Annotated in this window: 11 protein-coding genes and 1 pseudogene; 4 read left to right on the top strand and 8 right to left on the bottom strand. The window is 43.9% G+C overall.

Annotation, left to right across the window (positions count from 1 at the left end):
* Positions 1–8: 8 nt before the first annotated feature.
* Both oadA and GSF04_RS18180 read right to left on the bottom strand, forming a co-directional pair.
* Positions 9–1,789 (bottom strand): annotated as a pseudogene (oadA, locus tag GSF04_RS18175) (sodium-extruding oxaloacetate decarboxylase subunit alpha).
* A gap of 12 nt (positions 1,790–1,801) precedes the next feature.
* The gene (locus GSF04_RS18180; protein WP_010606212.1) at positions 1,802–2,050 is read right to left on the bottom strand and encodes an OadG family transporter subunit; all 249 of its coding nucleotides are present in this window, start codon (positions 2,048–2,050) and stop codon (positions 1,802–1,804) included.
* 458 nt (positions 2,051–2,508) lie between these two features.
* Between GSF04_RS18180 and GSF04_RS18185 the strand changes: the two genes are divergently transcribed.
* Positions 2,509–3,003 (top strand): YcxB family protein, encoded by a 495-nt coding sequence (locus tag GSF04_RS18185; RefSeq protein ID WP_010606211.1) that lies wholly within the window; start codon positions 2,509–2,511, stop codon positions 3,001–3,003.
* Between the two features lie 75 nt (positions 3,004–3,078).
* On the opposite strand, the gene csrA is transcribed toward GSF04_RS18185, so the two are convergent.
* The 6 genes from csrA to ribA all read right to left on the bottom strand — a co-directional run bounded on the left by csrA (position 3,079) and on the right by ribA (position 9,347).
* Entirely contained in the window at positions 3,079–3,264 is a 186-nt protein-coding gene (gene csrA / locus GSF04_RS18190) for a carbon storage regulator CsrA (protein ID WP_010375935.1), read from the bottom strand.
* Between the two features lie 90 nt (positions 3,265–3,354).
* On the bottom strand, positions 3,355–4,578 hold the full coding sequence (locus GSF04_RS18195) for an aspartate kinase (protein ID WP_010606210.1): 1,224 nt from the start codon (positions 4,576–4,578) through the stop codon (positions 3,355–3,357).
* Between the two features lie 7 nt (positions 4,579–4,585).
* Positions 4,586–7,189, bottom strand: a complete 2,604-nt coding sequence (gene alaS, locus GSF04_RS18200) for an alanine--tRNA ligase (RefSeq protein ID WP_211858252.1) — start codon at positions 7,187–7,189, stop codon at positions 4,586–4,588.
* Between the two features lie 4 nt (positions 7,190–7,193).
* Positions 7,194–7,682: a regulatory protein RecX gene (locus GSF04_RS18205; RefSeq protein WP_211858254.1), complete on the bottom strand. Its 489-nt coding sequence runs from the start codon at positions 7,680–7,682 to the stop codon at positions 7,194–7,196.
* A complete protein-coding gene (locus GSF04_RS18210) occupies positions 7,682–8,479 on the bottom strand; it encodes a BPSS1780 family membrane protein (protein WP_211858255.1) in 798 nt (265 codons plus the stop codon). Before GSF04_RS18210 ends, GSF04_RS18205 begins: the two co-directional genes overlap by 1 nt.
* Positions 8,480–8,720: 241 nt before the next feature.
* On the bottom strand, positions 8,721–9,347 hold the full coding sequence (gene ribA, locus GSF04_RS18215) for a GTP cyclohydrolase II (RefSeq protein ID WP_211858256.1): 627 nt from the start codon (positions 9,345–9,347) through the stop codon (positions 8,721–8,723).
* 161 nt (positions 9,348–9,508) lie between these two features.
* Here ribA and GSF04_RS18220 point away from each other — a divergent pair, with 161 nt between their 5' ends.
* The 3 genes from GSF04_RS18220 to GSF04_RS18230 are packed head-to-tail and all read left to right on the top strand — an operon-like array spanning position 9,509 to position 12,712.
* Positions 9,509–10,732 (top strand): hypothetical protein, encoded by a 1,224-nt coding sequence (locus tag GSF04_RS18220; RefSeq protein WP_211858257.1) that lies wholly within the window; start codon positions 9,509–9,511, stop codon positions 10,730–10,732.
* Entirely contained in the window at positions 10,732–11,154 is a 423-nt protein-coding gene (locus tag GSF04_RS18225) for a hypothetical protein (protein ID WP_211858258.1), read from the top strand. The genes GSF04_RS18220 and GSF04_RS18225 overlap by 1 nt, the downstream gene beginning before the upstream one ends.
* Positions 11,147–12,712, top strand: coding sequence for a sensor domain-containing diguanylate cyclase (locus tag GSF04_RS18230; RefSeq protein WP_211858259.1), 1,566 nt, complete (start codon positions 11,147–11,149; stop codon positions 12,710–12,712). The genes GSF04_RS18225 and GSF04_RS18230 overlap by 8 nt, the downstream gene beginning before the upstream one ends.
* The last annotated feature ends 63 nt before the right edge of the window (positions 12,713–12,775 follow it).

Genomic DNA, 12,775 nt, shown 5'->3' on the forward strand with positions numbered 1-12,775 from the left:
CGACATCCTTATGCTAAAGACATGATGGCATCGCCAGCACTGACGGAGTCGCCTTCAGAGACGAGTAGCTCCGCGACTTGCCCACTGTGTGTTGCGCGCACCTCGGTTTCCATTTTCATGGCTTCCATGATGAGTACCACATCGCCTTCTTGCACCTCATCTCCTGCGCGCACCATAAGCTTAAAGATGTTGCCAGCAAGTGGCGCATTCAAAGTTTCACTGGAGCTTACCGAGGTTGACTGAGGAATAAGCTCACTGTCTTTGACTTGTACTTCTTGTAACTCTCCACCCGGCGCAACCACCACATCGTATACTTTGCCATCCACTTTTACGCTGTAACGCTCACTAGTTGATGACTTGGCTTTAGCAGGCGTCGCTGCAGCTTTTTGCTCTTTGCTTTCAACAAGCGTCGGTTTTGGCTCAAACGCATCTGGATTATTGCGATTTTTCAGGAATTTAAGGCCAATCTGCGGGAATAATGCATAGGTAAGCACATCATCAATAACCTCGTCGGCTAAGGTAATTTGCTCCTCTTTTGAAGTGGCGACTAACTCGCTTTGTAAACTATCCAGCTCAGGTTCAATTAAGTCTGCAGGACGGCAGGTAATAGGCTCTGCGCCTTCAAGCACGCGTTGTTGCAAAGCTTGGTCGACTTGCGCTGGTGTCGCTCCATATTCGCCTTTCAGCACGCCAGCAGTTTCTTTGGTTATAGACTTGTAACGCTCACCGGTAAGTACGTTTAATACCGCTTGCGTCCCGACAATCTGTGAGGTTGGTGTTACCAGCGGTAAGTAGCCAAGTTCTTTACGCACACTTGGAATTTCTTTTAGTACTGCGTCAAGCTTGTCACCTGCACCTTGCTCTCGCAGTTGATTTTCCATATTTGTTAACATGCCACCAGGCACTTGTGCAGATAGAATACGACCATCTACTCCTTTTAAGCTACCCTCAAAAGCTGCATATTTCTTTCTCACCTCACGGAAATAGGCTGCGATCTCTTCTAGCTCCAGTAAATCAAGCCCTGTATCACGTTCTGTACCTTCCACAATCGCCGCGATAGTTTCTGTTGCACTATGGCCATAGGTCATACTCATAGAAGATATCGCCGTATCGAGCATATCGATACCCGCATCTATGGCTTTTTGATAAGTTGCAGTACTGAGCCCTGTGGTTGCATGGCACTGCATTGCGATAGGAATAGAGACGGACGCTTTAAGCCCAGAGATTAACTTTTCGGCATCATAGGGTTTCAGTAATCCAGCCATGTCCTTGATACAAATGGAATGACAGCCTAAGTCTTCGAGCTGCTTGGCCTGCATGAGCCACATTTCCAGCGTATGAACAGGGCTTACGGTGTACGAAATCGTGCCCTGCGCATGCGCGCCCACTTTGATGGCCGCTTTAATAGCCGTTTCTAAGTTGCGCACGTCGTTCATTGCATCGAATATTCTAAATACATCTACCCCGTTATGGTGGGCACGTTCAACAAACTTTTCGACAACATCATCAGCATAATGACGATAGCCCAATAGATTCTGACCACGCAGTAGCATTTGCTGTTTGGTTTTTGGCATTGCAGCTTTCAGTGCACGGATCCGCTCCCATGGATCTTCGCCTAAATAGCGAATACACGAGTCGAAGGTTGCTCCCCCCATGATTCAACAGACCAGTAGCCCATATTGTCGAGCTTCTCAGCGATAGGAAGCATATCTTCCAAGCGCATTCTGGTGGCGAGTAATGACTGATGCGCATCGCGCAGCACTAATTCGGTTAGCTTTAACTGTGACATGCAAAACCCCTATTAATTGTTTTTTCTGTAGGCTGCAACGGCAGCGCTAATGGCTGCAATATGTGCCTGCGGCACACCCTGTGACGATGTTGCTCTGGTTGTTTTTGATCTTGTGGTACTTGGCTCTACTTCTTTAAATTGAGCAGCAAAGTTGGCCAACAGTCGCATCGCAAAAATCAAAATGGACAGAAAAACAAAAACACCAACCATACCGGTCAGCATAAGATTTCCTGCTTGCAGTAGCTGCGCTCCAATATCCATTTTTACCCCTTACTTGCTGTTTGGTTTTCCTGTTCGATGTTAACGAACTGGTATAAACCTTCACTTTTTGTAGATATTTATTCACCTTATAACAAAAAATGTTCCACTGTAAAGCCTGCTGTAAATTGGTATTACCAAAACACTTAACTTACAAATAATCAGTGAGTTAGCTAGAAAAGCACTAATAAATATGGAAAACCAACGTAATAAATATGAAAAATATTCAAAATAGCGCCAACTAATACTGAGTTCCTAATGAATATAGAAAGGATTTTTGATTACGCAAGATAAATTGTAAATTGGACTGACCAAGAATTAACGTTTACGTAAACGTCATACTGTATGGCGCGTATTTCGCTGGATATAGCAAAAAGGAACTGCAAACAATTTATTCGCGTTACAGCTTTTTCAATATAGATGGGTATAATAATGGGAAATTTTTACCACAACGAACGTCTATGCCCTCCCTTGAACAAAATGAAAATTTATCTTTTCAAAGCCAATTTAAGTTAGATAAAGCCTATTATCGAGAGTGTTTTGAAGAATCTGAAGCCAATGGACTTGCTGTTAAGCCGAAATATGGCTTGCTTGTACTGCTAATTGCATTGGGGCTGTTTGCTATTTACGGGTTGCAGGAGCACTACGTCGGGAACTTTCTTATTCTATTGGCTGTGGTTGAATGCGTCGCTTTCTACTATCGTAAAGCTTGGTGGGTGATAAGACAGTCGTATTCTCGCGCTGCTGGCAATGTCGTCAAAGTTTCAATCACTAAAACTGGTATTAGCACCAAAGCGACACATGCCGAATTTTCTTACCCATTTGACGACTTAGATAAACTCGTTGAAACGAGTAGAGGTTTTTTGGTATTTCACCAAAACAAACCGAGCTATATCAGTAAATCTGGACTTAACGAAGAAGCGATTGCTTTTTTGTCTGGGCAGAGCCAGAAATAAGAAACCCCGCAGTGGCGGGGTTTTTTATGCCAGTCAAACTATGTTAACTAACATCGTAATTCAATATTTGGTCAATTACATATTGCCCGGGCTAGATTTCTCAGCCTGAATTCGCATGTAAATTTCTTCACGGTGAACTGAAACATCTTTAGGCGCATTTACACCAATACGTACTTGGTTACCTTTAACACCTAGTACTGTTACAGTCACTTCATCACCAATCATCAGGGTTTCACCTACTCGACGAGTTAGTATTAGCATTCTCTTGCTCCTGTTATTCCAAAATTTAAAAGATTCCGCGTCAAATCCATTTTAAATAAAAGTTCCTAGAAAAGTAAGCAAAAACTTCTTTTACTCAGTACTTTCCAATTCGAATTTGGCATGTAAAGCCCGTACAGCTAGCTCTAAATATTTTTCTTCTACCAGTGCCGAGATTTTTATCTCTGATGTAGATACTAATAGAGTGTGAATATTTTCTTCGGCCAATGCCATAAAAAAGAGACCAGCAACACCTGAATGAGATTTCATCCCGATGCCAACCGCTGAGATTTTTGCCACGTTAGCATTAACCTCTACCGTTGCGCCACCTAAATTTTGTGCATGTTGCGCTAAAACTTCTTCCGCCAGAATACAATCATTTGTGTGCACAGTAAAAGCATAGTCTATTTTTTTCTCACTGTGGTTCAAATGGTTAATCATATCGACTTCGATATTATGCTCACCAAGAAGAGAAAGTATATTGGCAAGATTACTAGGTTTTGCATCTACATTGTTAACTAAGATAAGCGCTTCGTCTTTGACACTCGCTACCCCAGAGACCACTTTAGTGTTTTTCATCTTACCTTCCTCATAGCTAATTAAGGTGCCGTTATCAGGAGAAAACGAAGAAAGTACGCGCAGTGGTACATTATATCGACCGGCCGCTTCAACCGAACGGATCTGCAAAACTTTAGCACCCACACTAGCCAGCTCCAACATCTCAGGAAAAGTAATATGTGATAAACGCCTTGCATTTGGCTCTATGCGTGGATCGGTAGTGTACACACCGTCGACATCAGTATATATCTGACATTCGTCTGCTTGCAAAGCCCCTGCGATTTCAACTGCTGAGGTATCTGTACCACCACGCCCCAACGTGGTGATATTGCCTTCTTCATCGCGTCCTTGAAATCCGGCAATAATGGTTATTCGGTTATGCTCAAGCTCTTGCTTTAAGCGGGTCGTGTCTATTTCTGTGATCCGCGCTTTAGAGAACATGTTATCGGTTTTAATACCAACCTGATCGGCAAGTAAGCTCACGGCAGAATGCCCACGCTTAATGATGGCCATCGCCAATAACGCGATAGAAACTTGTTCGCCGGTGGTGATCAACACATCTAGCTCACGAGAACTCGGACGTGCATCGATTTGTTGGGCAAGGGAAATGAGACGGTTTGTCTCGCCTGACATTGCAGACAACACGACCACCACTTGGTGGCCTTGTTGTTGTGTTTTGATAACGTGTTCGGCAACCGCCTCAATACGCTCTACCGAACCTACCGAGGTGCCACCAAACTTTTGTACAATCAGCGCCACTTGCTGATTACTGCGTTACTTCATTTAACCAAGTTGGAACACTGTTTAGTGCTGCGTCTAGGTTTTCTGGTTGTGAACCACCAGCTTGCGCCATATCAGGACGACCGCCACCTTTACCACCGACTTGAGAAGCCATGTGATTAACTAGCTCACCTGCTTTTACCTGACCAACTAAGTCTTTCGTTACGCCAGCGATTAGGCTTACTTTATCGCCATTTGCTACACCTAGCGCAATGACACCTGAGCCAATCTTGTTCTTCAGATCATCGACCATGCCACGCAGTGCTTTAGACTCAGTTCCTGCAACGTTCGCTACGAGTAATTTAATCCCATTCACTTCCGTTACAGAGTCAAGTAGCGTTGCACCCGCGGCACTTGCTAGTTTGTCATTTAGTTGAGCAACTTGCTTTTCAAGGCCTTTTGACTTTTCAAGTAGCGCAGATACTTTTTCTAGCACTGATGAGGTATCACCCTTAACCAAAGCTGCAATTTCAGAAAGCACTTGCTCTTGCTCATTAACATAAGCGATAGCATCAGCACCTGTTACTGCTTCGATACGACGAACACCCGCTGCGATACCGCCTTCTGATACAATCTTGAAGAGACCAATATCACCAGCGCGCTTCACGTGTGTACCACCACAAAGCTCGATTGAGTATCCACCGATTGAAACGACTCGAACTTCATCATCGTACTTTTCGCCAAAGAGCGCCATCGCACCTTTGTCTTTGGCAGCATCGATATCCATTAACTCAGTTTGCAGAGCAAAGTTACGGCGGATCTCTGCGTTCACTGCATCTTCTACTTGCTGCAACTGTGCTTTAGTGACGCCTTCAAAATGCGAGAAGTCGAAACGCAAACGATCTGGCAGTACCAATGAACCTTTTTGAGTAACATGATCACCCAACAAATCGCGCAGTGCTTTGTGTACTAAGTGCGTTGCAGTATGGTTTTTCTTCACTCGCTCGCGGCGCTCAGCATCAATACGTGCATCGGCTTTATCGTTAACACCAATGCGGCCAACCACATGACCATGGTGTGCAAATGCATTACCTAGCTTTTGCGTGTCAGTAACCACAAACTCGCCGTTAGCTACTTTTAGTACACCCGTATCACCAACTTGGCCGCCTGACTCAGCGTAGAAAGGCGTGCGGTCAAGGATAACCACACCTTGTTCACCATCTTCTAACGTATTGGTGTGTTGACCTTCTTTAAAGATTTCAACCACAGTGCCGGTATAGTGCTCAGCATCATAGCCTTTAAAGTCAGTGTTTTTATCAGACTTCAAGCGCTCGTTGTAATCTGCACCGAACTTGCCAGCTGCTTGCGCTTTTTTACGCTGCTCTTCCATGCATGCTTGGAAGCCACGCTCGTCGATCGTCATAAAACGCTCACGCGCTACATCTGCTGTTAAGTCCGCAGGGAAACCGTAAGTGTCATACAGTTTGAACACTAAATCGCCTGGAATAACGTCGCCTTCAATGCCAGCTAGACTCTCTTCTAGAATAGTTAAACCACGGTCTAAGGTTTTACCAAACTGATCTTCTTCAATACGCAATACTTTTTCGATAATTGCTTGTTGCTTCACTAATTCAGGGTAAGCTTCACCCATTTGCTCAGCGAGTGCAGCAACTAACTTAAAGAAGAATGCCCCTTTTGCACCGAGTTTATTACCGTGGCGAACTGCACGACGAATGATGCGACGTAGCACGTAACCACGACCTTCATTCGATGGCATGACGCCGTCAGCAATAAGGAACGCACACGAACGAATGTGGTCAGCAACTACACGTAGTGATTTATCTTCTAAATCTTGAGCATCTGTTACTTTTGCAGCGGCTTTAATCAGCGCTTGGAACAGGTCAATCTCATAGTTTGAGTGCACACCTTGCATAATTGCAGAGATACGCTCAAGGCCCATTCCGGTATCAACCGACTGCATTGGCAGCGGTTCCATTGTGCCGTCCGCATGACGGTTGTACTGCATGAATACTAAGTTCCAGATCTCAATGAAGCGATCACCGTCTTCTTCTGGTGAGCCCGGAGGTCCACCCCAAATGTGTTCGCCGTGGTCATAAAAGATTTCAGAGCAAGGGCCACAAGGACCCGTGTCGCCCATTGACCAAAAGTTATCCGCCGTCGCAATACGGATGATCCTGTCTTCAGGAACACCAACTTGTTTTGACCAGATCTCAAATGCTTCGTCGTCTTCATGGTAAACCGTGACTAGTAGCTTTTCTTTTGGCAGCTTGATCACATCCGTAAGGAAACCCCAAGCAAACTTAATTGCGTCGGTTTTAAAATAGTCACCGAAGCTAAAGTTACCTAGCATTTCGAAGAAAGTATGGTGCCTTGCGGTATAACCTACGTTTTCAAGGTCGTTATGTTTACCACCAGCACGAACACAGCGCTGTGAACTGGTTGCTCGCGTATAAGGGCGTTTTTCCGCACCCAAGAAGGCATCTTTAAACTGCACCATACCAGCGTTGGTGAACAGTAAGGTGGCATCATTACCCGGAATTAACGAGCTTGAAGGCACCACTTGGTGCTGTTGTTTAGCAAAGAAATCTAAGAAGCTTTGCCTGATTTGTGCGGTAGTCATATGCTGCATGTGATCATTCACCCTTTATTTCTTCTTGCTCTGCTGCAGTCATTGCAGCTTCAATTGCAAAATCTATTTCATCAAAACTAAAGCCACGATAACTCATGTAACGTACGCGCTTAGTTTTTTCTTTATATTCTATCGGTTGTGCGCAAAGACCGTACTTTTTTTCATAGGTTTTTGCGGCTTGCATGTACCAATCAATTTCACGCTCAGCGATTAGCGTATGCAAAGTATCTCGGCTCACACCCTTTTGCCCTGCATCCATTAATACACGCTTTTCTCCAAGTCCTTTTGCAATCTGGCGGTTTAAAAAGCTCTCTGCATAGCGGTCGTCATTAACGTAATCAAGCGACTTTAGCCAAGATACCAATTGCTCCGCGACTGCCGCTGTAGCCCCTTTTTGCAGTAGCTTTTGCGTCAATCCTGACTCAGAGTACTCTTGTCTCGACAATAACCAAACCGCATAATTTTTTAGCTTTTTAACTTCTTGTTCATCCATCAGGCGTCAAAGCGTCCTGAGTCAGACTGAGAGATGTTAGCATTTTCATCATTTTCCTTCTTTTCAACGATAATTGGCATAAACATCGCCTGAAAAGAAACAAAAAAGCCTATCATGGCGACCGGCATGATAATAATCGCCGGGATCATCGACAGCGGTATAGACGCGATGATAAGCGCTGCGACGACTAAGCCGTAAATACTCAGCGCAGCCATATTATGATAAAAAGCGGCAAGCGAGCACTTCATCGCGTGAAAAATACGTTTTTCACCTTGGAAAAAGACCTGCGGCACAACAAAAGCAAAGGCCATCATAATGACCGATTGTGCAATCACAAATACTGCAACTTCGGCAAAACTAATATTACTCGCGATAAGTCCGATAAGTTCATTCGGATCGGTGTTTGGGCCAACACTCTCGAGCGCAGTCGCCACATCACTAAATAGCACACCGGCAACCATAGTCAGCAACAGTGCACCTGCCATTTGATAAATACCAACTCGGAACAAGTGTAATCGGCGGCCTTTTGCTGCAAAAGGCTCAAAAATGTCAGCCAACTTTATTGGTTTATTGATCTGTTTATTGATAACGGCAAGATAGAAGCCCGCGCTTAAAAAAGGACCAGACAAGGCTGCGATAATATGAAAAATAGGTGCGAACAGGGGTAATAGGCTTACTACCGCCATGAAAATGTACATCAGCATGAAAGTCATAGGCTGGGTTTTGAAAATTGCCCACCCGGCTTTTAGCCACTGCACGCCTATGCTTGCTTTGAATGTTCTAATTGGTGTCGACATAGTCCACTTAATTTAAGCTATAACGTCTTTGATTATACTGATTACCGCGTCGAGTGAAAAGGCATGAAAGGCGGATTTGTCAGCGCTTTTTAGCATATTTTAAACAAATACTGATGGTAGACCTAACCTACTTGGACATCTTAAGTTTTAAGGGATTGGAAAGAGAATAGAATGTTTGATATGACAAGCCAACCGAAGCACTTACCTAGTCGGCTTGTTGTGATAAGCATATACGCTTAGGCTAATCCGCTTTTGATATCTTTTTGATATCCAGCATGTGGGCACCGTGTTGGATCTTCGTTTTTAGATACTGTTCATTACCAGAAACCCCAGCCTTAACATGCGCCTGAGTGCCAACTACTTCATCGACGGTAATACCCGCATTTCTCAACGCCTTTAGCTTTCTTGGATTATTCGTCATTAACTTAACATGGTTTAACCCGAGCGCCTGAAGCATCAACACGGCATCAGAAAAATCTCTTAAGTCATCTTCAAAGCCGAGGTGGTTGTTTGCCTCGTAGGTGTTCATCCCTTGTGATTGCAATACATAAGCATCGATTTTATTGTACAGGCCAATGCCACGACCTTCTTGGCGCAAATATAACAAAATGCCGCCTTGTGTATGCATCGCCTCAATGCATTCATTTAACTGTTCGCCACAATCACAACGAGAAGAATGAAAGACATCGCCGGTTAAGCACTCAGAGTGCATACGAATTAGGGGAATTTGCTGCTGACTGTCTGCGCTATTAAATACCAGCGCAACATGTTCTTGGCCATCTTTTAGCCCAGAAAAAGAAACTATTTCTGCAGGGATATTACTATGCTGCCCTACATTCAGCCCGACTCTCGCTCTTACTTCTGCCACGTCTTAATCTTGCCTAATGTGATAATATAACAATATGCTACCATACATGGGATATGGTGTCTCTAAATTCATTATACAAGGGCTGGGCGGACATCGCATTGGTAAATGTCAAAATTCGAACTAGGCTATATAAAAAAGGAAAGCGAGAACGTTTATAACTCATGCGCTCTGTTTTTATCTGCCTACTATTTTTAACCACATTCAGCTACGGCTCTGGCATCGATTTCAGTGGCTTTGCTACGCTCAAGGCGGTTAAAACAGACTCCCATACTGCCAAAATCAGAGAGTCCATTTCACAACCACACGGTGTAGAAAGAGATGAACTTGACTTTTCATTTTCATCTTTGGGCCTACAAGCCGAATGGCATGCTAGTGATAATTTGGAGCTTGTTGGACAGCTACTGTTAAAAGAACAACATGATGACCGAGTGAAAAACGCTATTAAACTGGCATTTTTACGTTACCACTTAAACTCAAACTGGCAATTCCGGGCAGGACGTACCGGGTTAGATCTATTCTTAATGACTGAGTATCGAGATATCGGCTACTCGATGGATATGGAACACCCTCCCGTTGAATTTTACTCTATTATCCCACATCAGAACTTGGATGGCGTTGACATTCAGTACCGCACGCCGCTTGATCAGGGCATCGCCAGTATCAAGGCATATTGGGGGCGCTCCGAGTCACCAATCTACAGCGATTATGAGTTTTTTTGGAATGTAGAACTCAAATCTATCTTGGGTGTAGCGGTACAGTACGAAACGTTAAATTGGCTGTTTAGAGCCAACTATACAACAACACAAGCAGCCAATGAACACGAGCAGCAAAAGCAGTTACGTGATGCACTCACGCAAGTTCCCCTACAAGTTTGGCCAACCAAAAATGAGCTGATCGATTCTCTTTATATCATCGACAAGCGCTTTACCTACAGCGCAGTCAGTATGAGATATGATGACTCAAATTGGTTACTACAGAGTGAAATATCGCTGACGGATTCAAATTCCAGCGTGCTCAACCACTTAAAAGCAGGCTACATCACTCTGGGCAAGCGCTTTGATTTAAATACCTTGTCTTTCACCTACTCAGTTGCCAAGTCCGATAATGAGCCAAGTGTAGAGCCTGGTCCGCTCGTCCCATTACCTGAATTAATGCAAATTTACGAGGCTGCTTCCATGCACTCTGGTTTTTATCAACTGGATCAGCATAGCACTTCCCTAACGTGGCGACGTGAATTGAGCCCGACATTAGCGCTAAAGTTCAATTGGAAACATACCTCTGCTGACCATTTGCCCAGCGCTTTCTACCTTCACAATACAGAGCAATTTAGTGATCCTGACCTTTCCTTCAACACCTTTACGCTTAGTTTTAATTGGGTGTTCTGATGAATAGGTTACTTATTGCTGTTTTCTTCCTTGTTTCTTACCCAATTTCAGCAACAGCCGATATTGCCGTCATCGTTAACAAAGACAACCCCACCGAGTCGATATCGCAGCGCCAACTAATAGACATGTACATGGGAAAATACGTTGCTTTTCCCAATGGCGATATGGCCGTGACCTATGACTACGAAAAATCGCACCCTTTAAGAGGCCCTTTTTTTCTGGCACTGACAGGACGTAATGAAAGCCAAATCAACGCCTATTGGTCAAGAATAAAATTCAGCGGCAAAGTTTCTCCCCCTCAGTCATTTTCCTCACCGTCGACTATACTTGAAAATATCAGAAATACGCCAAATGCAATCGGCTATGTTCCAGCAGACTTTGTGACGGGTGATGTGAAGGTAATTTACCAAATCGATGACTAAATATGGGCTGATCGTGCGACTTGCACTCGTGCTTGTTGTCTCGACTTTTATTTTTTCAATGCTTTACGCTAAGTTATATCACGACCATATCGTTGAGCGTGAACTTCGGCGCTCTAATACTATTATCGGGCAAATTGGCCAAACCGTGTCATCTTCTTCCTCTATTGCAACTTATCTCAATGACAAAGACCTTGCTGTAGAAGTTATTAATGGCCTAGTCAGTAACGACGTTATCTCTTCTGCCGCAATCAAAAGTGAAGAAAAGTGGCTCGCTCAAAGCGTAGGATTTAAGCCGCAAAATGCGACCATTATTAAGCTTAATCATCCGTTTTTATTGAGTGAAATTGTTGGTGAGATCTATATTCAACCCAATTCCGTTTTTATCGAGCAAAGTGCTAGAGATATCGCTCGTTCAAGCGTTCAAACTTTGTTGGTCGTCATCATCCCGATCTTAATCATCTTTACCGTTGTGACACACTTTATAGTGACGAAACCCCTGAGTAACTTGAGTAGTCAAATTGCTAGGGTTATTCCTGGCGCCCCCTTGAATTTAGTCGTGCCTAAAGGACATGAATCAAGTGAAATCGGTGATATTGCAAGCAATACCAATCAACTTATTGCAAAAACCGCTTCTATGTTCGAGCAAGAACGGCAACTGCGAGCAGATATAGAAGTGCTTGAGAAGCGCTTTAGACTGATGTTTGAACGGTCATCCTCTCCCACACTATTGGTAAAAGACAAAGGCGAAGTGATCTTAGCTAATGATGCCGCTTGTGATTTGCTGGCTGGTATGGCAATTGACCTTGATGAATATTTTCCCGAGAGTTTTGGTCGCTACTGCAAAACTCCGGATATTCTTTATACCTTTACGGAGCATACTTTGGAGCTTAACCAGCCAACTCAGTCAGAGTTTGAGTTTATCAACCCCTTGACCGAACAACCTGTTTGGCTGAGTGTCATCATGCTGAGAGTGGAAAGTAGCGGACATTTCTATTTACAGGTATTTTTATCAGATATCACGCTGAGAAAAACCGTGTTTCAAGAACTCAATAAAAAAGCTAACCGCGATAAGCTAACTGGCCTCTACAATCGCCATGGGACTGAAATCAAAATCAACGAGTGGTTAGATAACGAAACGCCGTTTAGCTTATTTATTATTGATTTAGATGAGTTTAAACCAATCAATGATATTTATGGCCATAACGCCGGCGACGCTATGTTAAAACATATCGCCACTCAAATTAGTACTCAGGTTAGAGAGCAAGATGTGGTTTGTCGCTGGGGAGGTGATGAGTTTTTGATTGCTTTGCACTGCGCTAAAAATGAAAAGCTGCAACGGATAGCTGAAAACCTGCTAGAGGCGATAAACACCGAGATGATTTGGCAAACGCCAGAAGGTAAATCACTGCCACTGCGAGTTGGCGCGAGCATAGGTATTGCAAGCTACCCAAGAGACGCGGTTGAGCTAAGCCAATTAATTGAGTGTGCTGATGTCGCTATGTATACGGTAAAAAAAGACAAGAAAAACGCCTTTCAATTTTACTCTCTAAGCGCTTAGTTATACCGCTCAAGTTAGTGTGTACCGATGTACGACAGTCCACCAGCACACCTAACTTGCCTT

The sequence above is a fragment of the Pseudoalteromonas sp. A22 genome, from assembly GCF_018141345.1.
Taxonomy (GTDB): domain Bacteria; phylum Pseudomonadota; class Gammaproteobacteria; order Enterobacterales; family Alteromonadaceae; genus Pseudoalteromonas; species Pseudoalteromonas maricaloris.

What these genes read in the sequence shown, in the direction of transcription:
- GSF04_RS18180 (WP_010606212.1), bottom strand. Translation starts at nt 2,050, where the DNA reads ATGGATATTGGAGCGCAGCTACTGCAAGCAGGAAATCTTATGCTGACC.
- GSF04_RS18185 (WP_010606211.1), top strand. Translation starts at nt 2,509, where the DNA reads ATGCCCTCCCTTGAACAAAATGAAAATTTATCTTTTCAAAGCCAATTT.
- csrA (WP_010375935.1), bottom strand. Translation starts at nt 3,264, where the DNA reads ATGCTAATACTAACTCGTCGAGTAGGTGAAACCCTGATGATTGGTGAT.
- alaS (WP_211858252.1), bottom strand. Translation starts at nt 7,189, where the DNA reads ATGCAGCATATGACTACCGCACAAATCAGGCAAAGCTTCTTAGATTTC.
- GSF04_RS18205 (WP_211858254.1), bottom strand. Translation starts at nt 7,682, where the DNA reads ATGGATGAACAAGAAGTTAAAAAGCTAAAAAATTATGCGGTTTGGTTA.
- GSF04_RS18210 (WP_211858255.1), bottom strand. Translation starts at nt 8,479, where the DNA reads ATGTCGACACCAATTAGAACATTCAAAGCAAGCATAGGCGTGCAGTGG.
- GSF04_RS18220 (WP_211858257.1), top strand. Translation starts at nt 9,509, where the DNA reads ATGCGCTCTGTTTTTATCTGCCTACTATTTTTAACCACATTCAGCTAC.
- GSF04_RS18225 (WP_211858258.1), top strand. Translation starts at nt 10,732, where the DNA reads ATGAATAGGTTACTTATTGCTGTTTTCTTCCTTGTTTCTTACCCAATT.
- GSF04_RS18230 (WP_211858259.1), top strand. Translation starts at nt 11,147, where the DNA reads ATGACTAAATATGGGCTGATCGTGCGACTTGCACTCGTGCTTGTTGTC.